Origin of the sequence: Fuscovulum sp. (assembly GCA_035192965.1) — a bacterium.
Classification (GTDB): domain Bacteria; phylum Pseudomonadota; class Alphaproteobacteria; order Rhodobacterales; family Rhodobacteraceae; genus Paragemmobacter.
In genome coordinates, this window is record CP136571.1 from 4,190,201 (window position 1) to 4,213,020 (window position 22,820).

At 65.4% G+C, this 22,820-nt stretch carries 26 protein-coding genes; 21 read left to right on the forward strand and 5 right to left on the reverse strand.

Annotated features, from left to right (window positions below):
* Positions 1 to 19: 19 nt before the first annotated feature.
* The 3 genes from RSE12_20615 to RSE12_20625 form a co-directional block, all read right to left on the reverse strand.
* The gene (locus tag RSE12_20615; protein WRH62725.1) at positions 20 to 301 is read right to left on the reverse strand and encodes a hypothetical protein; all 282 of its coding nucleotides are present in this window, start codon (positions 299 to 301) and stop codon (positions 20 to 22) included.
* Positions 298 to 693, reverse strand: a complete 396-nt coding sequence (locus RSE12_20620; GenBank protein WRH62726.1) for a flagellar protein FliS — start codon at positions 691 to 693, stop codon at positions 298 to 300. The genes RSE12_20615 and RSE12_20620 overlap by 4 nt, the downstream gene beginning before the upstream one ends.
* Before the next feature lie 176 nt (positions 694 to 869).
* On the reverse strand, positions 870 to 1,373 hold the full coding sequence (locus tag RSE12_20625) for a hypothetical protein (GenBank protein WRH62727.1): 504 nt from the start codon (positions 1,371 to 1,373) through the stop codon (positions 870 to 872).
* A 593-nt stretch (positions 1,374 to 1,966) separates the two neighbouring features.
* Between RSE12_20625 and RSE12_20630 the strand changes: the two genes are divergently transcribed.
* From RSE12_20630 to RSE12_20720, 19 genes are all read left to right on the forward strand, one after another.
* On the forward strand, positions 1,967 to 3,118 hold the full coding sequence (locus RSE12_20630) for a sigma 54-interacting transcriptional regulator (GenBank protein ID WRH62728.1): 1,152 nt from the start codon (positions 1,967 to 1,969) through the stop codon (positions 3,116 to 3,118).
* A gap of 16 nt (positions 3,119 to 3,134) precedes the next feature.
* A complete protein-coding gene (locus tag RSE12_20635; GenBank protein ID WRH62729.1) occupies positions 3,135 to 3,470 on the forward strand; it encodes a flagellar hook-basal body complex protein FliE in 336 nt (111 codons plus the stop codon).
* 24 nt (positions 3,471 to 3,494) lie between these two features.
* Positions 3,495 to 5,207 (forward strand): flagellar basal-body MS-ring/collar protein FliF, encoded by a 1,713-nt coding sequence (gene fliF / locus RSE12_20640; GenBank protein WRH62730.1) that lies wholly within the window; start codon positions 3,495 to 3,497, stop codon positions 5,205 to 5,207.
* Positions 5,208 to 5,277: 70 nt separating this feature from the next.
* On the forward strand, positions 5,278 to 6,327 hold the full coding sequence (gene fliG, locus RSE12_20645) for a flagellar motor switch protein FliG (protein WRH62731.1): 1,050 nt from the start codon (positions 5,278 to 5,280) through the stop codon (positions 6,325 to 6,327).
* 3 nt (positions 6,328 to 6,330) lie between these two features.
* On the forward strand, positions 6,331 to 7,089 hold the full coding sequence (locus tag RSE12_20650; GenBank protein ID WRH62732.1) for a FliH/SctL family protein: 759 nt from the start codon (positions 6,331 to 6,333) through the stop codon (positions 7,087 to 7,089).
* A 5-nt stretch (positions 7,090 to 7,094) separates the two neighbouring features.
* A complete protein-coding gene (locus tag RSE12_20655) occupies positions 7,095 to 8,417 on the forward strand; it encodes a FliI/YscN family ATPase (GenBank protein WRH64888.1) in 1,323 nt (440 codons plus the stop codon).
* Positions 8,414 to 8,821: a hypothetical protein gene (locus RSE12_20660; protein ID WRH62733.1), complete on the forward strand. Its 408-nt coding sequence runs from the start codon at positions 8,414 to 8,416 to the stop codon at positions 8,819 to 8,821. Before RSE12_20655 ends, RSE12_20660 begins: the two co-directional genes overlap by 4 nt.
* Positions 8,822 to 8,885: 64 nt before the next feature.
* Positions 8,886 to 10,208 (forward strand): flagellar hook-length control protein FliK, encoded by a 1,323-nt coding sequence (locus RSE12_20665; protein ID WRH62734.1) that lies wholly within the window; start codon positions 8,886 to 8,888, stop codon positions 10,206 to 10,208.
* A gap of 11 nt (positions 10,209 to 10,219) precedes the next feature.
* On the forward strand, positions 10,220 to 10,795 hold the full coding sequence (locus RSE12_20670; protein ID WRH62735.1) for a flagellar basal body-associated FliL family protein: 576 nt from the start codon (positions 10,220 to 10,222) through the stop codon (positions 10,793 to 10,795).
* Positions 10,796 to 10,803: 8 nt separating this feature from the next.
* On the forward strand, positions 10,804 to 11,769 hold the full coding sequence (fliM, locus tag RSE12_20675) for a flagellar motor switch protein FliM (protein ID WRH62736.1): 966 nt from the start codon (positions 10,804 to 10,806) through the stop codon (positions 11,767 to 11,769).
* A 6-nt stretch (positions 11,770 to 11,775) separates the two neighbouring features.
* On the forward strand, positions 11,776 to 12,060 hold the full coding sequence (gene fliN / locus RSE12_20680) for a flagellar motor switch protein FliN (protein ID WRH62737.1): 285 nt from the start codon (positions 11,776 to 11,778) through the stop codon (positions 12,058 to 12,060).
* A 351-nt stretch (positions 12,061 to 12,411) separates the two neighbouring features.
* The gene (locus RSE12_20685; protein WRH64889.1) at positions 12,412 to 12,699 is read left to right on the forward strand and encodes a flagellar assembly protein FliO; all 288 of its coding nucleotides are present in this window, start codon (positions 12,412 to 12,414) and stop codon (positions 12,697 to 12,699) included.
* Positions 12,696 to 13,436, forward strand: a complete 741-nt coding sequence (gene fliP, locus RSE12_20690; protein WRH62738.1) for a flagellar type III secretion system pore protein FliP — start codon at positions 12,696 to 12,698, stop codon at positions 13,434 to 13,436. The genes RSE12_20685 and fliP overlap by 4 nt, the downstream gene beginning before the upstream one ends.
* A 1-nt stretch (position 13,437) precedes the next feature.
* The gene (fliQ, locus tag RSE12_20695; protein WRH62739.1) at positions 13,438 to 13,704 is read left to right on the forward strand and encodes a flagellar biosynthesis protein FliQ; all 267 of its coding nucleotides are present in this window, start codon (positions 13,438 to 13,440) and stop codon (positions 13,702 to 13,704) included.
* The gene (fliR, locus tag RSE12_20700; protein WRH62740.1) at positions 13,704 to 14,534 is read left to right on the forward strand and encodes a flagellar biosynthetic protein FliR; all 831 of its coding nucleotides are present in this window, start codon (positions 13,704 to 13,706) and stop codon (positions 14,532 to 14,534) included. The genes fliQ and fliR overlap by 1 nt, the downstream gene beginning before the upstream one ends.
* Positions 14,527 to 15,684, forward strand: coding sequence for an EscU/YscU/HrcU family type III secretion system export apparatus switch protein (locus tag RSE12_20705; protein WRH62741.1), 1,158 nt, complete (start codon positions 14,527 to 14,529; stop codon positions 15,682 to 15,684). The genes fliR and RSE12_20705 overlap by 8 nt, the downstream gene beginning before the upstream one ends.
* A complete protein-coding gene (locus RSE12_20710; protein WRH62742.1) occupies positions 15,681 to 15,893 on the forward strand; it encodes a hypothetical protein in 213 nt (70 codons plus the stop codon). Before RSE12_20705 ends, RSE12_20710 begins: the two co-directional genes overlap by 4 nt.
* Before the next feature lie 46 nt (positions 15,894 to 15,939).
* Positions 15,940 to 16,737, forward strand: coding sequence for a hypothetical protein (locus RSE12_20715; GenBank protein WRH62743.1), 798 nt, complete (start codon positions 15,940 to 15,942; stop codon positions 16,735 to 16,737).
* A 3-nt stretch (positions 16,738 to 16,740) separates the two neighbouring features.
* Positions 16,741 to 17,448, forward strand: a complete 708-nt coding sequence (locus tag RSE12_20720) for a hypothetical protein (protein ID WRH62744.1) — start codon at positions 16,741 to 16,743, stop codon at positions 17,446 to 17,448.
* A 118-nt stretch (positions 17,449 to 17,566) separates the two neighbouring features.
* Here the strand turns inward: RSE12_20720 and rpoN are convergent, their stop codons facing one another.
* Both rpoN and RSE12_20730 read right to left on the reverse strand, forming a co-directional pair.
* The gene (gene rpoN, locus RSE12_20725; GenBank protein WRH62745.1) at positions 17,567 to 18,913 is read right to left on the reverse strand and encodes an RNA polymerase factor sigma-54; all 1,347 of its coding nucleotides are present in this window, start codon (positions 18,911 to 18,913) and stop codon (positions 17,567 to 17,569) included.
* 184 nt (positions 18,914 to 19,097) lie between these two features.
* On the reverse strand, positions 19,098 to 20,570 hold the full coding sequence (locus tag RSE12_20730) for a flagellin (GenBank protein ID WRH62746.1): 1,473 nt from the start codon (positions 20,568 to 20,570) through the stop codon (positions 19,098 to 19,100).
* Between the two features lie 250 nt (positions 20,571 to 20,820).
* Here RSE12_20730 and RSE12_20735 point away from each other — a divergent pair, with 250 nt between their 5' ends.
* Both RSE12_20735 and RSE12_20740 read left to right on the forward strand, forming a co-directional pair.
* Complete coding sequence (locus RSE12_20735) at positions 20,821 to 21,582, forward strand: MotA/TolQ/ExbB proton channel family protein (GenBank protein WRH62747.1); 762 nt, start codon at positions 20,821 to 20,823, stop codon at positions 21,580 to 21,582.
* A 12-nt stretch (positions 21,583 to 21,594) separates the two neighbouring features.
* Positions 21,595 to 22,806 carry an OmpA family protein gene (locus RSE12_20740; GenBank protein ID WRH62748.1) on the forward strand — a complete coding sequence of 404 codons (1,212 nt, stop codon included), beginning with the start codon at positions 21,595 to 21,597 and terminating at the stop codon, positions 22,804 to 22,806.
* Positions 22,807 to 22,820 lie beyond the last annotated feature (14 nt).

The following is a 22,820-nucleotide window of genomic DNA, read 5'->3' on the forward strand; positions in this document are numbered from 1 at the left end:
CGCTGTATCCACGGTGGGTTCAGCCCTGACCGCCGCTATAGGCCGCGCGCATCTTGCGGGTCTGGCGCGGTTCGTTGCGGCTGCGGTTGAGGACCAATTCCAGCGCGGTGATGGCCCCGGCGACAACAGATTGCGCGTGGCGGGCGATGGCCTGCTGATGCGGGGCGAGGCCGCGCGACAGACGATCCATCGCAGTGGCGCAAAGCAGGATCTGTTCCGGATCGCCGTTCCGGATTGCCGTGTTCAGGTCGGCCTCAAGCACCGCGAGTTCGATGCGGGCGGGATCGGTCATCTGCGTCATGCTGCGTTCTCGCTGCGGACGGTTCCGATTTGCTGCCATGCCGACAGAAGGTTGGCGATGTGATCGGCGCATTCGGCCAGCTTGGGCGATGGTTCGCGGCGGAAGGCTTCGGCCACTCGGAGGCGGCAGTATTCATAGACGCGGAAGAGGTTGTCCGAAATCTCGCCGCCCTTTTCGAAATCGAGGCTGGATTGCAGAATGTAGATGGCGGTGAAGGCGCGGTTGACGTGCTGGCTGGGATAGGTGCGGTCCGGCTCTGCCGCCGCCAGAACGCGCAGCGAGCGTTCCAGTTCGCGCAGCGTCACAAGGATGATGCCATGCGGGCTTTCGACGCTGAGCGCCTCGCCATTATCGGTGCGGCGGTACTGGGCGCGGGCATCGAGAAAGCTCATGGCAATGGTCCTTTTGGTGGTTCGAAACAAGCGGCGCGGTGTTCATCGGCCTTGCATATTCAAACGACGCGGGACGGGGATTTCTTAGGGCCATGGGCGGCTGATAGGGGCGTAAAAATGCGGAAGGGCGGGAGGCATATCTGCCAACCCGCCCCCGCCTGCAGCAAGAGTTGATATCAGCCGAACAGTGTGGCGCGACGGGCCGTGGCCTGACGCATCACCGGCGCGGCGGGCGCGGTGTCAGTGGCCGGGCGGAGGCGCGAATGGGCCAGCAGGCGGGCGGCTTCGCAAAAGCTGTTGGCCAGCGTGTCGGCATCGGCTTCGGTGTCGAAGATCACGTCAAGTTTGAAGCCGCGCACCGCAACCGCTGTGCGGCGCGACACGGCGATGACCAGATCGCGGCGCAGCCAGCCGAGTTGTGCCACCAGAAGCGCGATGCGGCGGATGGGCATCTCTGCCGGGTCCAGATCGATCACCAGCATGTCGGGCGCATCGCGCAGCAGCAGCGCAAGATCGCATTCGGTGGCGTCGATCATGGCGATGGACTGGGTCGCAAGCGCCTTGGCCAGACGCGCGGGCTGATCAGACAGTACCGCGGCGGTGAGGGGCGCACGTGTGAAGCCCTGGCGCTGTTCGGTGACATCGTCAAAGCGCGGCGTGGTCTGGCGGATCGCGTACATGGTGAACCTTTCCGATGAACTGGTGCGCGGTGGCAGGATGCCTGATCTGCGCCGGGTTTGAATTGCGTTGAAAAGGTGTCTGACACGCTTCGTTAAACAGGGGAAGGAGGGGCAATACCGATGCCGGAGTATGGGATTTTCGGCTAGGCAGACCTACATCCGGACGGATGGGAATCCCTGAAAATATTAATGATTGTTGGGGTTTTCCGGGTTCTGGCGCGGCGTTGGGACCATCCCAGGGGCCGGTCCGTTGGCCCGTTTATCGCGATAGCAGGGCAAACAGCGATTCAGAGATTCGGACAGGTGCGCGGCTGCCCAAGGGAGGGGCCGGATACCGCGCGGAAGGGGTCTTCGTGACGGTCTGGATGGCCGCCCGACAAAGGTATGGGTCGGGGTGGTGCGAAAGTCGTGTCGGGAAATCGAGAGGCGCGCAAAAGGACCTGAGGCGAGTCAGAAATCTTGTGTCCTTCATGTGGCAGGCCTGCGAAACGGCCGTCTAGATCGCAAGTTTAGGGCGTTTCGCATGTTTTTTTTCGTCATCAGCCAGAGGTGGCACGGTTCCTGCCTCTTACCCCTCCGAATGCCGGACCAACATGCGGAGCAAGACAATGGCCCTGATCCACATCCTTGACGATGCCTTTGAGGCCGCCCATGCCGTGGCGCAACTGCTGGCCCGCCGCCGTGTGGCGGTGGAGCGGGGGGCAAAGCCTGCGGGTACCGTGCAGGTGCTGGTGGCATCGGTGGCGGCAGAGGCAAAGCTGGGCGGGGCCAAGGGATTGGCCGAGATGGCGCGCGGCTGCGGGGCAAAATCGCTGGTGGTTGTCAGTGAGGGCGCGGCGGTCTTTGGCGTGACGGAAGAACTGGGCGGGCGGATGCTGCGTGTGGCGCTGCCGGCGACCGGGCAGGTCGCGCTGCGTGACGCCGGGCTGATGATGCTGGTCGATCTGATCGGCGGGCAGGTGCAGGCCATGGTGGCCGCCGATTCCGAAACGGGGCAGCTGATCGATCTGGCAAGCCGCGTCGCACGGACCGATGTGACCGTGTTCATCAACGGGCCGACCGGTTCGGGCAAGGAAGTGCTGGCGCGGCAGGTTCATGCGGCAAGCCGCCGTGCGGCTGCGCCGTTCGTCGCGATCAACTGCGCGGCGATCCCGGAGAACATGCTGGAGGCCATTCTGTTCGGCCATGAGAAGGGCGCGTTCACCGGGGCGTCGAATGCTAACAAGGGCATCATCCGCGCGGCCGAGGGCGGCACTCTGATGCTGGACGAAATTTCGGAAATGCCGATGGGCCTGCAATCAAAGCTGCTGCGCGTCTTGCAGGAGCGGTCGCTGACGCCGATTGGCGCGCAGAAGGAAGTGCCCGTCGACATCCGCGTGATCGCCACGTCGAACCGCGACATGCCGGAAGAAGTGCGGGCGCGGCGGTTCCGTGAAGATCTGTTCTATCGCCTGAACGTGTTCCCGCTGACGACCCAGGCGCTGTGCGAGCGGCCCGATGACATTCCGGTTCTGGCCGTGGCGATGGTGCGGCGGCACACGCAGGCGGGCCACCCGCTGCCGATGTTGACGCAAGAGGCGCTGTCGGCCCTGGTGGCGCATGACTGGCCGGGCAATGTGCGCGAGCTGGAGAATGTGATCCAGCGCGCGCTGGTGATGCAGGAAGGTGGCAAGATCACGCCGGCTGATCTGCTGATCCATGCCGCCACGCCCACCGTGACGCGGCTGATGGCGCGCGCCGTCTGATCCGGGGGAATGAACAATGACGGTGGGACCGGTCAACGGGTTTACGCCCTTTGCGGCGGGGGTGATCCGCCCCGAGGGGCCTACGCAAGCGGGCGCAGCCAGCGGGCCGCTGGGCGCGCAGGGCACCAAGGACAGCGGATTTGGCGCGCGGATTTCGGGCGCGATCGACGATCTGGCGGCAGCGCAGAGCAAGGCATCGGAATCGGCCAAGGCCTTTGAAATGGGGCGGGAGACCGACCTCGCCTCGGTGATGGTGGATCAGCAGATCTCATCCCTTGGGTTTCAGTTTGCGCTGAACGTGCGGAACAAGGCGCTGGGCGCCTATCGCGACATCATGAACATGCCGGTCTGAGACCGGGCGAAGGACTGACACAAGATGGCAATGACCCCGGTTCCGATGAGTGGCGGCAATGCGATGGTGGCGCAGATGAAGGGCGCCGTCAGCAATGTGATGCGGATGGGCAACCAGCCCGCGCTGCGCCGGGCGATGCCTGCGATCCTGATGCTGGGGGTGGCGGTGCTGGCGGTGGGGGGATGGCTTTTGCTGCGCGAACCGGCGCGGATGGTGCTGTTCCCGGGGCTGGCCGAGGCGGACAAGGCGCTGGTCATGGATGCGCTGGGATCGGCTGGGATCAATGCCACGATCGACAGCATGACAGGCCAGGTCGAGGTGCCGTCGGCGGACTATCACCGCGCGCGGATGCAACTGGCATCGCAGGGGCTGCCGCAATCGTTGCCGGATGCGAATGACGTGCTGACGGAATTGCCGATGGGGGCGAGCCGGTCGGTGGAAGGGGCGCGGCTGCGGCAGGCGCAGGAACTGGATCTGGCGCGGTCGATTGCCGAAATTTCGGCGGTGGCGCAGGCGCGAGTGCATCTGGCATTGCCGGAGAAATCGGCGTTCTTGCGGGATACCCAACCGCCCAAGGCCTCGGTCTTCCTTCAGCTTGCCCCCGGGCGGGTGCTGGAAGCATCGCAGGTGGAGGCCATCGTGAACCTGGTATCCACATCGGTACCGGGCATGGCGCGGGGCGATGTATCGGTGGTGGATCAGATGGGGCGGCTGTTGTCCCGCGGATCGGACGATCCGGTGGCGCAGGTGTCGGACCGTCAGTTGCAGCACCGCCTTGAGGTGGAACGGCTGTATCGTGAGCGGATCGAAGCCCTGCTGACGCCGATTGCGGGACCGGGCAACCTGTCGGTGCAGGTGACGGTGGATATGGATTTCACCCAGAGCCAGATCACCGAGGAACGGGTTGACCCTGCGGCGACGGCGCTGCGGTCTGAACAATCGGAACTGGTGGAAAGCAGCGAGCCGGAGGCGCGGGGCATTCCCGGCGCGGTGGCCAATGCGCCGCCCAATCAGGCCGATCTGGTGCCTGCGGGCGAAGCGACGGGGGCGCTGCCTTTGGCCGGGGCGATCACCAACCGGTCGTCGGGGACGACAAAGAACTATGAGGTGAGCCGCACGGTGGAAACCACGCAGCCCGCCACAGCACAGATCACGCGGATCAGTGCGGCCATCCTGATGCGGGCGATCCCGCCGGCGACCCCGGTGGAAGAAGGCGCACCGCCCGCACCGCTGTTGCCGGCCGACCTGAAGGCCGATCTGGAAATGCTGGCGCAATCGGCCATCGGGTTTGATGAGGCGCGCGGGGATACGATCACCATCACCGCACAGCCCTTTATGGATGCGGTGATGGTCGAGGCACCGACCGACCTGTCCTGGCTGCCCGAAGTGCTGCGCCAGTTGGGGCTGATCGCGCTGATCGCGATTGTTGCACTGGGGATCATCCGGCCGCTGCTGACGCGGGCGAATTTCTCGGGCGAGGCGGCGGCGGGTTCGGGTGGCATGAACCTAGGCGGGCTTGGCGGCGTCGAGGTGGCGGCGGGCGACAGTCTGGATGACGTGCAGGCCCGGCTGGAAGCGCGGCGGACAAGGTTGGCCAGTGCCGCATTGGGCGCGAATGTGACCCGCGAAGAAAAGTTCGCCGTGCTGCGCCAGATCGTGGCCGAAGACCCGGGGCGGATCGCGTCGGTGCTGCAACGGATGATGAAGGACGACATGGACAGGACGCCGGGGGCGTAAGCGCCCGCCGCCCTGACGAGATGACCCGCCGAGACTGACCTACGAGACTGACTGAAGAAGGAGCACCACAATGCCCGCCCCCCGCCCTGCCGGCGCCCCTGTCCAGCCTGCGCCGCCGCCCTTGGCGAAGCTCACCGCAATTCAGCGGGCGGCGGTTTTGATGATGCTGTTCGGGGAACGGGCGGCGGCGGCGGTGCTGCGCAACCTGACCCCGGCCGAAGTGCAGCAGCTGGGTGCGGCGATGTATTCGCTGGGGGATGTGGACCAACTGACGCTGGAACATGTGGTTGAGGAGTTTCTGGTCGGGCTGAACCGTGAGACGGGGCTGAACCATGGCGCGCCGGTCTATATCCGGTCCGTGATGACCGAGGCGTTGGGCGAGGACAAGGCGCAGTCGATCATCAGCCGGATCAACCCGTCATCGGCCGAGCGGCCCATTGAAATTCTGGACTGGATGGATGCGAAATCCATCGCGGAGCTGATCGTGGATGAACATCCGCAGATCATCGCGCTGGTCATTGCCTGCCTGGAACATGCGCTTGCCGCCGACGTGCTGACACTGCTGCCCGAAGGCACCCAGCCCGACATCATCCGCCGCATCGCGGACCTGACATCGATCCAGCCCGAGGCGCTGCGCGATCTGGAAGAGGTGATGCAGCGCAAGTTCAAGGCTTCGGCCACGACGCGGGCCAGCCAGATTGGCGGGGTCAAGGCGGCGGCGCGGATCATGAATTTCACCCGCACGCAAACCGAGCAGCGGATCATGCGCGAGGTGCGCAAAGAAGATAAGGACCTGATGCAGTCGATCGTGGACAACATGTTCGTCTTCGACAATCTGGAGAAATCCGACGATCGGTCCTTGCAGACCCTGCTGCGCAATGTGGACAACGAACAGCTTGTGCTGGCGCTGAAGGGCACCAGCGAAGGTCTGCGCGACAAGATGCTGGGCTGCATGTCGAGCCGGGCCGCGGCCAACCTGCGCGACGAGATGGAGGCGATGGGGCCTGTCCGCCTGACCGATGTGCAGGAGGCGCAAAAGACCATCGTGGCCATGGCGCGCAAGCTTTCGGACGAAGGCACGATCGTGCTGGCGGGCCGCGGCGGCGAGCAGATGGTGTAAGCGATGAGCGCAGGGGAAAGCCCACGGATGGGAACGGCCGAGGTGATGGCGCTGATCCGCGCATCATCGCAGAAGGGATTTACCGGATCGGCGCCGATGGCGCCGCAGGACGCCACCTTCCGCCGCGCGCGGCTGGAGGAGGTGCGGCGCGTCGATCCGGCGGGGGTGCTGCTGGACGATAGCGAGGCATCATCCGAGGCCGTGCTTGGCGGCGAGGTGCTTGGGGCCGATGCGATTGAAATGGCCCCTGCCCCGATGGTGGAAGATCCCGCCCGGCGGTTGGCCGAGGCGCGGGGCGAGGGCTATGCCGCAGGCCGCGCCGACGGGTTGGAAGAAGGCCGGATCGAGGGACGCGCCGCTGCGCTGGCCGAGGCGGAGGCGGGGCTGGTGCCGGCGCGCAATGCCTTTGTCGCCGCGCTGGCCGGGCTGACGGGCGGGCCGGACTTGGCCGAGGAGATTGCAGGGGTGATGGCGGCTGCCGTGCGGCGGCTGGCCGCGGAACGGGCGGGGCAGATGATCGACGCGCTGCCCACCGCCTTTGCCGCGCGAGTAGAGGCGATGGCCGACCGCGTGGCGCAAGGGGTGCGGGCGGTTTCCGTCAGGCTGAACCCCGACGATCTGGCGGTGATCACGCCGCATCTGGCGGGGCTGGAGGTGACTGGCAAGGCAGAGCTGATCGCCGATGCGCGGCTGTCGCGGGGCGATGTGGAGGTGCGGGCCGAAGGCATCCGGCTGGCCGATCTGCTGGAGGCCGGGGTATGAGCCTGATGGACCAGATCGGCGCAGCAGTGGCGCGGCAGGTGGCCGTGCCCGCGCTGCGGATCGAGGGGCGGGTGCTGCGCTATGACGGGCTGATCCTTGAGGCGACGGGTTTCCCGGCCAGCCCCGGCACGCTGTGCGAGATCGCTACGGAAAGCGGCGATGTGGTGCAGGGCGAGGTCATCGGCTTTGCCGGTGGGCACGTGCTGATGTTCCTCAACCAGCCTGGCGCGGGGATCATTGCGGGGGCGAAAGTCCGTGTGATCGACGGCGGGCAGGCGGCCGATGTGGGCGAGGCGCTGCTGGGCCGGGTGGTGGATGCCGAAGGACATCCGCTGGACGGGTTGCCTGCGCCGCGTTGTGACGCGACATGGCCGCTGGCCGGGCGGTTGATGAACCCGCTGGCGCGGACGCCGGTGGATCGGCCACTGGACGTGGGGGTGCGGATCATCAACGCCGCGCTGACTGTGGGCCGCGGGCAGCGTGTGGGGATCATCGCGGGATCGGGCGTCGGCAAATCGGTGCTGATGGAGATGATGGCGCGATACACCGAGGCGGATGTCATCGTCGTTGGCCTGATCGGTGAGCGGGCGCGCGAGGTTGGGGCCTTTGTGCGGTCTGTGATGCAAGGCGAGGCGGCCAAGCGCATTTGCATGGTGGCCGTGCCTGCCGACCGGTCGCCCCTGCTGCGGTTGCGTGCGGCGCGGCGGGCGACGGCGATTGCCGAACATTTCCGCAGCAAAGGCAAGCAGGTGCTGCTGATCATCGACAGCCTGACGCGGGTGGCCCATGCCCAGCGCGAGATCGGGTTGGCTTTGGGCGAACAGCCCACGGCGAAGGGCTATCCGCCATCGGTGGTGTCGCTGATCCCCGGGCTGATCGAACGCACGGGGCCGGGACTGCCGGGCGAAGGTGCGATCACGGCGATCTATACGGTTCTGGCGGATGGGGATGACACGACGAATGACCCGGTGGTGGATACCGCGCGGGCCATTCTGGACGGGCATTTCGTGCTGTCGCGGCGGCAGACTCAGATGGGGGTTTACCCTGCGGTGGACCTGCCGCAATCGGCCAGCCGCGTGATGAGCGACATCACCGATGCCGCGCATCGGGCGGCGGCGCAAAAGCTGCGCCGGATGATCACGCTGTACATGGACAACCGCGACCTGATGCTGATGGGCGGCTACGTGCCGGGGCAGGACCCCGACCTGGATGAGGCGATCCGTCTTTGGCCGCAGGTGACAGCGATGATCCGGCAGGGCGCGCATGAACCGGCGGATTTCGCGGCAAGTCGCGCGGCGTTGATTGCATTGGCAGGGGGTGAGGCATGAGCGGTTCGTCACGGACGCTGGGGTTGATGGCGCTGAAGGAAAAGGCGCGTATCGCAGGCACGCTGGCCGACCTGCGCACCGTGGTGGCGCAAAAGGCCGAGGCCGAGCGCATGGTGGAACGCCTGCGTGAGGCGCTGGCCAAGCAGGGCCAAGTGCAGGGCGTGCGGCTGGCGACAGAGATCGCCGCAGAGCGGAACATGGCTGTGCAGTTGCTGTCTGAAACAGAGCGGCAGCAGGGCCGTCAGGCGGCGCTGGCTGCGCGGATGGCCGAGGAACAGGGGCGGTTGGCAAAGCAGGAGCATCGCCACCAGACACTGACCGACAAGGCCAAGGTTGCCCGGAAAAGCGAGGCCGAAGAACGGCTTGCCCTGCGCGATGCGGCGATGCCGGCACGTCGCCGCTAAGGTGGCACCGGATTTGCAAGGACAGCACCGGGTGACCCCCGACCGCAGCGAGGACTGACATCAGATGACGATGCCCGACACCATTGCCCTTCCGCGCGCCCCGGCTGTGACCGAGGCTGCCGCCGCGCCGCGCCATGCGGCCGCGCCTGCGGCGGCAGGTGGCGACGGGTTTGCGCAGACGCTGGCCGATGTGATCGGCCCGGCGGAGGGCGATAAGGGGGCAGAGGTCGTAGCGGCTGAAGCACAGCCTGTAGATGGCAAAGCCGAAGCGGAGCCTGCGGTTGCCAAGGCGGCGGTGGTGCTGGACGATCTGGGGCGGATTGCGGCACTGCTGCCAATGACGGCGGTAGGGGCCGAGGGCGTGGTCGACGCGCCCGAGGCCGAGGCGGTAGAGCCCCCGCCTGCGGCGGCGGTGCAGGCCGCTTTGGCCGGGGTGTTGCCGAAGGCCGTGGTCGCGCCCGAAGGATCGGGCGAGGCGCTGCCCGAAGAAGAATTGACCGAGGGCGAGACGGAGGAGACCGATCCGCTGGCGGCGTTGGGGCTTGGCCCTGCGGCCCAAGCCGTGCCCGCAACCCTGCCCGTTGCGGGTGAAGGAGAGGCGGCGGTGGGCCAAGCTGTGGCCGCTGTCATGGCGCAGGGTGCGATGCAGCCGATGATGGCCGCGCAGGCGAAGCCTGCCGCAGGGCCAGTGCTGCCGATTGGCGAGGCAAAGACCGAAGGTGGCGCAGCCACCGAGGTGGATAGCGCGGACGCCCCGACCGAAGTAGGCGAGGCCGTGCAGCGCCGGGAAGCCGCGGGCCTGACGCCTTTGGCGGTGCAGGCGGTGGACCGCCAAGCCGCGCGGGCGGTGGTGGAGCCGGTGGCAGATGCCGTGGTGGAAACCGTGGCCGGCGTGACCGCGCCGACAGGGCAAACCCCGCAGCAGGCGGTGCAGGTCACGGCGCAAGTGCCTGCCCCGGCTGGATTTGCCGCCCCTGCCCCGATCGCGACCGACCGGCCCGGCTGGGAAGGCGCGTTGGCCGACCGGATCGCCGCCGAGCTTTCTGGCGATGGCCAGCAGATGGATCTGGAGCTTGCGCCCGAACATCTGGGGCGGTTGCGGATCCGGCTGGAGATGACCGACGGTCAGGCGCAGGTGCGCTTTGTGACCGAAACGCCGGAAGCGGCACGGGTGATCCAGCAGAACGAACACCGCCTGTCAGAATCGCTATCGCGTGCCGGCCTGTCGCTGGGCGGGCAGGAAACTGCAAGCCGCGACCCGCAGGGCGACCAGCGCCCAACGCGGGGCGAAGGGCCTGCGGCGCGTTTTCTTGAGCGGCCTGTCGAAGGGCTGGCCGCCGCAATACCGGGCCGCGCTGCGCGTGGTCTGGTGAACCTGATTGCCTGAGGGAATGAAAGATGAGTGTTGAAGTCGTCGATCCCGCAATGAAGCCGGGCAAGATCCGGAAGATGATCGGTTTGCTGGGCAAGCTGATCCTCGCGGCTATTCTGGTCGGGGGGGGCTTTGCGGGGGGCTATGTCTATTTCGCCAAGCCGTTTTCCCCAGCGCAGGACATGCTGCGCCTGATCGAGCCGGAAGCGGCGGCGCAGGCGGATGCTGCCGCGACCGGAGAGATGCCGGAAAAGGTGGCGAAGGAGATGCCGGAGACGGATCTTTTCGTCACGTCCTATTTCACCTTTCCGGATGCGCTTACGTCGAACCTGATGAATTCAAAGTCTTTCCTGCAAGTTCAAGTGGGTGTGTCGACGCAATATGACGCGCAGGTCATCACCAATGTGGAAACCCACAAGCTGGCGTTGCAATCGGACATGCTGGCGGTGATGGCGACGTTTACCGCAGAAGACCTTGCCGGGACGGCGGGGCGCAAGCGGCTGGCGGATGCGCTGAAGGATGCGGTCAACGAGCGGCTGGAAACGCTGGAAGGCTTTGGCGGCGTGGAGGACGTGTTCTTTCCGTCCTTCATGATGCAGTGAGCGGGATCATGGCGAGCAATCAACGCAAGCTGTCTGCCGAACAGGTGGCCGCCCTGGTGGGCGAGTTGCCGGAGAGGCCCGGGGCGGGTGCCATCGAAGGGGTGGAAATCCGGCCCTATGCGCTTGGTTCCACAGAGATTTCCACGATGGGCGAGTATCACGCCCTGCGGATGATCCATGAACGGTTCTGCCGGATCGCGCGCGGGGCGTTTCAGCCCATGCTGCGGGTGCAGCCACGGATTTCGGCCTTTCCGGCTGAGGCGCGCAGCTTTGACGATTACCGCAGCGGGCAGGACAATTTCCTGTCGCTGACCAATACGCGGATCGAGGAGTTGCGCGGGAGCCATCTGATCGTGATCCCGCCGTCATTCGTCAGCCTGCTGACGGATGCCTATTATGGTGGAACAATCCGGTCGGCACGGTCGGGGCGGACGGAGTTTACCGGGACGGAATCGCGGGTGATCGAGATTGTCACCGACCGGCTGAACAGCGCGTTGCAGATGGCCTGGCGCGATCTGATGCCGTTGACATTCAATGTCGTGAGCCGGGAAGAGAACATGCAATTCGCCGCCTTTGTGGATGGCGGGGATATGGTTGTTAACTGTTCCTTCATGGTGCAACTGCCGGATGCGGAACCGGCCCGGTTCGATATTCTGTATCCGTTCCAGACACTTAAGCCGATTTCCACGCAGCTGCGTTCGCGCACGCAATCGGAATCGTCCGAGGATGATGCCAGCTGGCGCGAGCGGCTGGAGCGGGCGGTTATGTCCATCCCGCTGTCGGTGCGCACGCGGCTGTGCGAGCCGGACATCGCGCTGCGCCATCTGGCCAATCTGAAGGAGGGGGATGTGATCCCCGCCCGGGTGACAGACACGGTGGAAATTCTGGTTGATGGACGGCCTTTCTTTGAAGCGGTGCCGGGCGAGCTTGCGGGCAAGTCGGCGCTGAGCATCACCAAACGCATAAGGGGTTGAGGGACGATGAACGAAGCGGTCAAGACGACGGGCAGCGATGGGCTGCGGCTGTTGGAGAATATCGGCGTCAGGCTGACGGTCGAAGTGGGCCGGACGGAATTGACGATCCGGGATTTGCTAAGGCTTTCAGAGGGTTCGGTGATCGAACTGGACCGGCTTGCCGGTGATCCGCTGGATGTGCTGGTGAACGGCACGCTGATCGCCAAGGGCGAAGTGGTGATGGTGGGGGAACGCTTTGGTATTCGGTTTGGCCAGATCGTGGACCCGGAAAAGCGGGCCGAAACGCTGTAATCCGGCGTTTTGGGGTGTGCAGCGCGTGGTGCAGATGGCTGTGCAGACGGGCGTATGCACGCAGCGGGCTGGGGTGTGACAGGCGGTTAACGGTTTGCAGCGGCGGGGGCGAAGTTTGACGCAAACTTCGCGACGGTTTTTGACGCAAAAACCGGGCCTGCTGACGCAGGCACGCCGCAAGGCGGGCCACGGAATTTGCGTCAAATTCCGGCGCGGTTTTTGCGTCAAAAACCGCTTGCGCGGGCGGGTGGTGAAAAAAGTGCGATATCGCACTGGTTCGGCCGCAAAGCGGCACGGGGTTTGCAGGTGACGGGCAACTGATGCCTTTTGCCGGAGTGCCGCCCCTTGGACGTGATCCGACTTGACCAGATCCTGACACTGGCGCTGTTCATGGCCGTTCTTGGCCTGGGCTGGCTGGTGGTGAAGATGAACCGGGGCGGGCTGGCCCGCCGGATTGCCGGGAACCGGCGCATGGTGCTGGTGGAGGTGGCCGCGCTGTCGCCAACCGACCGGGCGATGATCCTGCGGGTGGATGCGCGTGAATATCTGATCCTGCGCTGCCGGGGTGAGGCACCCGTGCTGACGGCGCTGCCGGAGGCCCCTGCCCTGCCCGATGCGGCAGTGGGGGGCGCGGCATGAAGCGGCTGATCCTGACCCTTCTGTTCCTGTCGCTGCCCGCCGTTGCCATGGCGCAGGGATTTCCTGCGCTGACCCTGACCGAAGGGGCGGAGGGCGAGACGACCTATTCGCTGTCTTTCCAGATTGTCGCGCTGATGACGGCACTGACGGTGCTGCCATCGCTGGTGCTGGGGATGACCGCGTTCACGCGCATCATCATCGTGCTGTCGATCCTGCGGCAGGCGCTGGGCACGCAGCAGACGCCGCCCAACCAGGTGTTGGTGGCGCTGGCGCTGTTCCTGACATTCTTCGTGATGCAGCCCACGATGACGCAATTCTATGATGAGGCGCTGTCGCCCTATCTGGACGGGCAGATGCCCGCTGATCAGGCTGTGGAGACCGGGACGCGGATCATCAAGGCGTTCCTGATCGAAAACACGCGGCAGAATGACCTGATGATGTTCCAGCAACTGGCGGGCGATGGCCCCTATGCCACGCAGGACGATGTGCCGCTGTCGGTGCTGCTGCCCGCCTTCATGACATCGGAACTGAAGACGGCGTTCCAGATCGGGTTCCTGATCTTTCTGCCGTTCCTTGTGATCGACATGGTGGTGGCGTCGATCCTGATGGCGCTGGGGATGATGATGCTGTCGCCGATGCTGGTGGCGCTGCCCATCAAGCTGCTTCTGTTCGTGCTGGTGGATGGCTGGGCTTTGACCGTGGGGTCGCTGGCGGCCACCTATGGCGTGGGGGGCTGACATGGAATTTGACGCGAATATCGAGCATTTGCAGCAGGCCTATTGGCATATCCTGATGGTGGCAGGGCCGGTGCTTGTGGTGGCGCTGATCACCGGTCTGGTGATCGGGATCGTGCAAGCGGCCACGTCGATCAACGAACAGACCCTGAGCTTTGTGCCGAAGCTGGCGATTTCGATGCTGACCATGGCGCTGGCATCGGGGTTCATGCTGACGGTGATGACCGATTATTTCCAAACCATATTCGAGACGATCCGGGCGATACGCTGATGGGGGGAGAGGGCGCCTTTCCGCTGCCCGGCATGGGGCTGACGGCCATTGTGGAATGGCTGACGGTCTATCTGTTTGCGATGCTGCGGATCGGGGCGTTTTTGATGGCCTCGCCAGCCTTTGGCGGGCGGTTCGTGCCCGCGCAGGTGCGCATCGTGGCGACGGCCATTCTGGCGCTGCCGGTGATGGCGGGCGGGGTGGACCTGCCCGCGCCTGCGGAACTGGCAGGGTTGCAGGCGGTGCCGCTGGTTCTGACGGAATTGGCGATCGGGCTGGTGGCGGGGCTGGTGCTGACAATCCTGTTCGGCGCGGCGTCGCTGGCGGGTGACAGGATCGCGGCCACGGCGGGGCTTGGTTTCGCGGCGCAATATGACGCCTCGGCCGGGGGGCAGACGCCGGTGGTGGCGCAGCTGTTCGGGCTTTTCCTGATCATGGTGTTCTTTTCCGTCGACGGGCATCTGGCGGTGATCCGGATCGTTCTGGAAAGCTATGTCGCCCTGCCGCCGGGCGGGGAGATCGACCTGACGCGGATGGTGCAGGCCGGGCTGATTGCCGGGGGGCGGATGTTCGCGCTGGGCATGGCGATGATGCTGCCGGTGGTGGCGGTGCTGCTTTTGCTGAACATGGCGGTGGGGGTGCTGACGCGGTCTGCGCCCACGCTGAACATCTTTTCCTTTGGCTTTCCGGTGACGATGACGGTGACGCTGGTGCTGCTGTATCTGACCACCCCCGGCATGGCGACGGCGCTGGAGGAGGTGGTGTTCGAAGGCGTGTCGATGCTGGAGGCGGTGCTGCTGGCCCCCATTGCTGCGGGAGGTGGCAATGGCTGAGGAGAATGACGGCGCCGAAAAGTCACACGAGCCGACACAGAAGCGCAAGGATGACGCGGTCGAGGAGGGCAATGTCCTTACCTCGAAGGAAGCGTTGATCTTTGCGGGCTTTGCGGTGGGCACGGGGATGATGGCGATGGCCCCGGCGGTGCTGCCGGATATGGTGCCGCAATGGGGGTCTTATTTCCGGCTGGGCGCGGTGGCCGATCTGGATGGTCTGGTCAGCACGCGGATCAGCGGGGCCTTTTGGCAGGTGCTGGGGTTGGCGGTGCTGGTGGCGGTGCCGATGGTTCTGGCCACCATCGCGGCGCAGGTGGCGCTGGGCGGGATGCACTGGTCGCCCAAGGCGATGGGGTTCAAGGGCAGTCGGATCGACCCGCTGGCAGGCATCAAGCGGATGTTTTCCGGCACGGCGCTGATGGAGTTGGGCAAGGCGATTGCCAAGGTGGTGGTGCTGGGGGCGATTTCCTGGGCGATGGTGGAAAAGATGCTGCCCGCGCTGGACCGGCTGTGGCAGCAGACGCCCGGCATGGCGGCGGTGGTGATGGGCGAGGCGACGCTGCGGCTGATGATCGGGCTGGCGCTGGGGCTGGCGGCGATTGCGGTGCTGGATGTGGCCCTGCAGATATTCAAGATGCGCAAGCAGCTGATGATGACGCTGCAAGAGGTGAAGGAAGAGAACAAGGAACAGAACGGGTCGCCCGAGGTGAAGGGCCGGTTGCGGCAGATGCAGATGCAGGCCAGCCGCGACGGGGCGAAACGGCGGCGCGCGCTGGATGACGTGCCGCGCGCCACGGCCATCGTGACCAACCCGACGCACTTTGCCGTGGCGATCCGCTATGTGCCGGGCGAGACGCGGGCGCCTGTGATCCTGGCCATGGGCAAGGGGCCGATGGCGCTGGAGATCATGGCGCGGGGGCGGAAGGTGGGGCTGGCCCCGGTGCAGATCCCGCTTCTGGCGCGGGCGCTGTATTTCACCGGCGAGATCGGGGCCGAGATCAACGAACAGCTTTACGCCGCCGTCGCGGCAGTGCTGGCGCATGTCTATCGGCTGGACCGCGGCGAGGGATCGGCCCCGCCGGATGTGACCCTGCCGCCGGAACTGCGGTTCAGTGAATTTGGTCAGAACGAAGCGAGGGGTCAGGCATGACGAAGCGCGATCAGAGAACCACGGGCGAGATGATTTCGACGATTGTCTTTGCCGGGGGGGGATTGGTGCTTTTGGGCGGTGCGCTGGACCCGGAGGCGAACTTTGGGCGGCGGGCCCTGCTGGCGCTGGGTGCGCTGGGCGGGTTCATGGCGGCGGGGCGGTTCCTGATTGCCGCTGCATGGGCGGCTTACCGGACGGGGCGGCGCTGATGGCACGGGACTTGCTGTGAAGACAGGTAATCGCAAGGAGAAGGTCATGGCGGGCAAGACCGACAAGACGGGCGCCGACAAGACGGGCGCCGAAACGAATGCCGCGGACGTGGCAGCGCCCATCGAGGCGGAGGCGGTCGCGGCACCTGTTATGGCGCGTGATGAAGTTCGGCGTCCCGCAAAGGGCGCGACGGGCGATATGGCCGCGCTGTCTGCGGCACATCGTGCTTTTGCAGAAGCCGTAATGAAGGGGCAGCGGCGCAACACCCTGCTGGCCGCAGGGGCGGCGGGCGGGGCGGTCGTTTCGCTGGTATTGGCGGGGCTGGTCTATTTCCAATCAGTCGAGGACCTGCGCGTGGCGGCAGATGTGCAGGCCGAGGCAGCCAAGCTGTTGGTGGAAGAGGTCAAGCAGATCGACGTGATCGGCGATGTTGTGGCCGAGCAGCAGGATGTGCTGAAGACGGACCTTCTGGCGACGCTGGAACTGGTGAAGGACGAGATCCGCCGCGCCGCGATGGCGGGGCCGGAGCCCGAACCGGAGCCGGAGCCGGAGGCAGAGCCGATGGATGCCCAGATCGCCAATGCGATCCGCGAGGGGGTGAAAGCCGACCTGAACGTGATGCGCGACGAGATTCTGACGGCGCTGGCAGAAGCCGAGCTTGCGCTGCTGAACGGAACGGGTGACCCCGCCATGACGGAGTTGGTAGAGGCCGTGAAGGCGCTGGTCGCTGATGAGGCCCCGCCTGCCCCAGTGGAGGCAGCGGCGCGCAGCACGCCGGCGGCCCCGTCCAAGCCGCGCCCGAAGCCACAGCCTGCGGAACCCAATCCCTTTAGCTATCCTTGACCGATGGACAGTGACACAACATCAGCGGAGCCTGTGACCAGCGCCTTGCGGCTGCGGTCAGGCGGGATCGATCCGGCGGGCCGGGCGCTGGGCTTGCGGGCCGGCGACATGCTTGAGGCGATCAACGGCCGCCCGTTCAGGGGCAGCGAGGCGGCGCTGCGCGCGCGCTTTGCCGAGCGGGGGGAAAAGCCGCTGGCGCTGGGGTTCCGGCGCGGGACGGAACCGTTCCTAGTGCTGGCCACAACTTCGCGGCTGGGGCGATGGGAGGCGGTGCCGTGCCCGCTGCCCGAAGGGGCGGAAGCGGCCCGGATCGACCCCGAAGGATTGCGGAATTATCAGGTGATGCGGGCCGAGGCGGGGGTCTATGACCTGTATCCTGCGGTGCCGTCGGTTCTGGCGATGATTGCACCGCCCTTGTGGCTGATGCAGATGCGGCTTTGGGTGCAGGGGGCCACAGTGGTGGCGGCGCTGGCGGCTGCGATGGTGGTGATGCCTATTCTGGCGGCCGTGGTCTGGGTTGCGGCGGGGCTTTGGGTGCGGCGGACGGCGGTGGCCTTTCTGCGCGCGGACCGGGGCGCGCGGGGGCTGCGCTTTGTTGGCGTGATCGCCGCGCGGGGCGAGGGCGAGGCCCATGCTGCCCATATGGCGCGGCATCCGGGGGACCGGTACCTGTTCGCCGCTACGGCATCTGCGGAAGAACAGGTGGCCTGATCGGCCTGCGCTGATGCGCAAGGTTTGGCGCTACCGCACGGAAAGAAAAAGGCCCGCTGATGGCGGGCCCTTTCCGTTGCATGAGCGGGAGACCTGTTTTTCCCGACCCTTGCAGGGGTTACATTTGCGCGACTATGGCGCGGCGGCGGCGATCGACCGATGACGGGATGCGCAGCTGGTCGCGGTATTTGGCGACGGTACGGCGGGCAAGCTGAACGCCGTCCTCCTGCCCGATGACGCGGGCGATGTGATCGTCGGACAGCGGCTCTTCGGGGTTTTCCGCGGCGATCATCTTCTGGATGCGGTGACGCACGGCAGAGGCAGAGCCTGCTTCCCCCGCCTCATCCCGGTTGGCGAGGGCGGCGCTGAAGAAGCTTTTGAGCGGGAAGGTGCCCTGCGGCGTGGCGATCAGGATACCCGAGCAGACGCGGCTGACGGTGCTTTCATGCACGCCGATGGCCTCGGCCACTTCGCGCAAGACCATGGGGCGCATCCGGGCGGCCCCGAGTTCGAGAAAATCGATCTGGCGGCGGACAACCTCGGCGCCGACCTTGAGCGTGGTCTGGTTGCGGTGTTCCACGGCGCGCGACAGCCAGCGCGCGACCGACAGGCGTTCGGCGACATAGGCGTTGGCGGTGATCTGGCGGCGCGAGAGGCGGCGGGCTTCGTCGCTGCGCACCACGACGGTGGGCAGGGTGGAGCGGTTGAGATCGACGCGCCAGCCTTCGGCACCGCGGGTGACAATCAGATCGGGGGCGCGTTGCGGGATGGGGGTGGCATCGAAGGTGGCACCCGGCTTCGGGTTGAAGCTGCGGATCTGACGCAGCATGGATTTCAGATCATCCAAGGCAACGTTGCAGGCGCGGCAGAGGCCGCGCAGATCGGCCTGGGCCAGCATCGGCAGATGGTCCAGAAGGCGTGCGAAAGCAGGAGTCAGCAGGCCCTGTTCGGCGGCCTGAAGCGACAGGCATTCCGACAGATTGCGGGCAAAGAGACCGGCGGGTTCGATCCGTTGCAGTTTTGTGAGCAGTTGTTCGGCTTCGTCTTCCGAGATGAACAGACGGTCTGCGATGGCGGCAAGGGGCTGGCCCAGCCAGCCCGAAGGTTCCAGCGCATCGAGGAAGGCCTCGGCCATCAGGGTTTCCGCAGGCGACAGATTCAGGCGCGCGATTTCGGCGGAGACATGGGCATAGAGCGAGGGGCCGGGATCGGCGGCGAGCTGACCGATGCGGTCCCAGTCATCACCGCCCGCGCGCAGTTGCGAGGGAAGGGTCAGGTCGCGGGTGGATTTGGGTTGAACTGCGCGGGAGCCAACTTCGAGGAAGGGGTTCTCCTCGGCCTGGGATTCGATGAAGCTTTGCAGGTCGGTATTGCCCATTTGCAGCAGCTGGATCGCCTGCTGAAGCTGGGCGGTGACGACGACCGATTGACGCTGGCCGATGGACTGGGCGGTAAAAAGCTGCATGTTTGGCTCTCCTTGCCAGCAGTTTCACCGATGCCCGCAGGGCCATGCAAAATTTCCGTTTGACACCCCTAAAATGGCCGAAGGCGGGGTTTTCGTCGTAATCTGTTATCCATAAGTCATTGAAAATAAACGATGCCCCCGGTTCGGATGGACCGGGGGCATCCTTTTGTCTGTCGGTAAACCGTCAGCCGCGGAGCAGACTCATCACGTTCTGCTTGGACGAGTTCGCCTGAGCGAGCATCGCGGTGGCAGCCTGCGACAGGATCTGGCCACGGGCGAGGTTCGTCGATTCCTGGGCGAAGTCGGCATCCACGATCTGCGACTTGGCGGCCTGCGTCGAAACCGAGATGTTGGTCAGGTTCGAGATCGTCGAGTCGAGGCGGTTGGACACGGCACCGAGGTCACCGCGCGACTGGCTGATCTTTTGCAGGGCGACGTCGATCACCTCGATGGCCTTTGCCGAAGATTCGGCGGTGGACAGGTCGATATCGGCGACGGCGTCGAGGTCGGACGTGAAGGACGCCGCAGCCGCGTTGCCGAAGAAGCCGGTCGCCGCTGCCGTCGCGCTAACCGCGAAGGATTCGGTCGACGTGAAGCTGACCTGGCCGGTGACGGTGGACGCTGCACCAACCGCGAGAGCCGAGGTGACGGCGGCGGTTGCCGGATCGCCATCTGCGTCAACGGAAAGGGTGATGCCCGGGGTCGTTGCCGTGTGGGTGTAGTCATCCAGCGTGATGTTGCTGCCGTTGGCATCGGTCATCACGATGGAGGTGTTGTCATCGCCCATCGTGGCGGTGACGCCGGTGCTGGCCGACTTGCTGTTGATCGCATCGCGCAGCGAGGTCAGGTCCAGATCGCCAGCGGCATCCGTGGAAATCGCCACACCCGTGCCGATCGACGTGCCGTTGATGGTGAAGCTGACCGTGCCAGCCGCAGCAGCAGCGCCGGTGAAGGACAGGGTTGCCTGGGTCTTGGCGGTTGCGGCAACCCCGGTCTGCGAGGACGCGGCGTTGACGGCGGCTGCCAGCGACTCGGCCGATTGACCCGCGGTCGCAGAGATTTCGGCGCTGCCTGCGCTGCCGGTGATGACGATGTCCTGCGCGGCAACGCCGGTGGCAGTAGCAGAAGCGAGCGTCGATTGCTTGTGTGCGCCGATGGCGGTGGCGGCGGTGCTGTCGATGGAGATCGACAGGGTCTGGCCGGCGTCAGCGCCGATCTGGAACTGCTTGCCCGAGAAGGAGCCGTCCATGACCTTCATGCCGTTGAAGGTGGTGTTCTCGGACACGCGGTTGATTTCGGCCAGCAGCTGGCGGGCTTCGGCGGTGATGTTGCCGCGGTCAGAGCCGGTGTTGGTGTCGGAAGCCGACTGCACGGCCAGTTCACGAACGCGCTGCAGCATGCTCGAGACTTCGACATGTGCGCTTTCCGTCGTGTCGATCAGGTTCTTGCCATCGGTCGCGTTGCGGACCGCCTGGTTGATCCCCATGACCTGCGAGGTCATCTTTTCGGCGATGGCCATACCGGCAGCATCGTCCTTGGCGGCGTTGATGCGCAGGCCCGAGGAGAGACGCGTCATCGCCGTATTGAAATCGTTGTTCACTTTGGTCATGTTCGCCTGAGCGGACAGGGCACCGATATTGGTATTGATCGTCGTCATGGCTTCAGCCTCCTGAAAGTTACCGTCGCGCTGTCTTCTGCGCTCGGGAATGACAACGACGTGTTACGGGGATGTTTAGCGTCGGGATGAAAATTCCTGATTTTGTAGGAACAACCCCCTGCCCTACGCGCGCGCGATCCAGATTCCATACGCGCGCCCGCAATGATCTGCCTATCTGCACAGGCAGGGGTATCATTGGCAAAGATGCTGCCGTTCTAGGGGACGGAACCAAAATCCCTGGAGTGGCAACATGGATATCGCAACCCTTATCGGGCTGGTCGGGGCGATCGTCATGATCATCGGGTCGATGATCTATGCGGGCGGGGTTGCGCCCTTTGTCGACTATGCGTCGGTCGTGATCGTGTTCGGCGGGACGTTCTTCATCGTGATGATGAAGATGCCGATGGGCGTGTTCATCGGCCATTTCAAGGCGATGGGAAAGGCGTTCAAGCCGTCCATCTTCGACATGCCCACAATCATCGAGCGGATGGTCGAGCTGGCGGCGATGGCGCGCAAGGACGGGATGATGGCGCTGGAGGGCCAGCAGGTGCCGGACCGGTTCTTTGAGCGCGGTTTGCAGATGCTGATCGACGGGGCGGATGAAGGCAAGCTGGTCAAGGCGCTGAAGCAGGAAATCAAGGCGATGAAATCGCGCCATGAGGGGAACCACAGCGCGTTGAAGGCCTGGATCGACTATGGCCCGGCGATGGGGATGGTGGGTACGCTGATCGGGTTGGTGCTGATGCTGGGCAATATGTCGGACCCGAAATCCATCGGCCCGGCCATGGCAGTGGCGCTGCTGACCACGCTTTACGGGGCGTTGATTGCCAACGTGATCTTTGGGCCGGTGCTTTCCAAGCTGGAGGGTTACACCGCCGATGAGGTGACCTATCGCGAATTGGTTCTGGAAGGGTTGCGTGCGATTGCGCGGGGCGACAGCCCGCGCAGCGTACAGGATCAGATGGTAACCGTGCTGCCGCCCAAAGAGCAGGCGCGGCTGATGGCCGCGTAAGGGGAGCAGGCCATGGCAAGTTCTGCAAAGGTCACACTGCTGCGACCACCGCCCGTCTATGACGAGGACGATGATGATGACCGTCCCGCCTGCCCGCCTGTCGGCGCGCCGGCATGGCTGGCGACGTTCGCGGATATCGCAACCAACCTTATGGCGTTCTTCGTTCTGATCCTTGGATTTGCCAAGTTCGACGAGGTGAGCTTCAAGAAGATGGCCGGGTCCATGCGGGAAACCTTTGGCACCGAGATGGTGGCACCAATCATGGACAATGCCGAAGGCGGCATGGTTCTGGAGATGGATTTCAAGCCGCAGGGTCTGCCACCCGATACGGTTGAGGGCGAGGAACCCCCGACCGGAGATGAGGGCCGCGAACCCAACCGCGATGGCGAAGAGGCCGGACGATCCCCCGAGGAAGCGGCGCAGATTGCTGCGGCGCAGGCTGCGGGCGAGGCGGCAGCGCAGGCGATGATGCAGGCGCTGGCTTCGGGCAAGTTGACGGTGGAACAGGGCGACAAAAGCGTGACGGTCAAGCTGGCCGAGGGCGAGGGGCAACCCACCGCGGAAGAGGTGGCTGAGGTGCTGGCCGCGCTGACGGGCGGCGCGGCGGATGCTGCGGGCGATGAGCCGGGGAGCGATCCCGATAAGCAGGTGGCCGCCCCTGACCAGCCCGCCGAGGAAGGCACGGGCGAGCCTGCGCCGGGATCGGGTGGGGCGGGCGGGCCTTCGGCCGGGCGGGCCACAAGCCCCGGCTTTGCCGAAGCCAAGCTGAGCGTCGCCCTGCGGGATCAGAGCGCGCAGGGCCTGGTCGAGGTGGAGCGGCGCGACGGGAAGGTCTTTGTCACCGTGGGTGCCGGTGGGGCCTTTGAATCAGGGTCGGCTGATCTGACCGAGCAAGCCAAGACGATCATGGACGAGATTTCGGCCAATGCTCTGGCACCGGATGCCACGATCACGGTGACCGGGCATACCGACAACGTACCGCTGAGCGGGGGGCCCTACACCGACAATTTCGGGCTGGGGGCGGCGCGGGCGACATCGGTGGTGCGTGAGTTGGTGGAAAGCGGGAAGATCGACCCGTCGCAGATCGTTGCGGTGTCGCGTGGGGAATCCGCGCCGGTGGCCGACAACACGACCGATGCCGGACGCGAGAAGAACCGTAGGATCGAGATCGAAATCGACTATGGCAAAGCCGAAGGTGGCCCGGATTCTGCAAGTGGGGACTAAACCTTTGGCGGCAG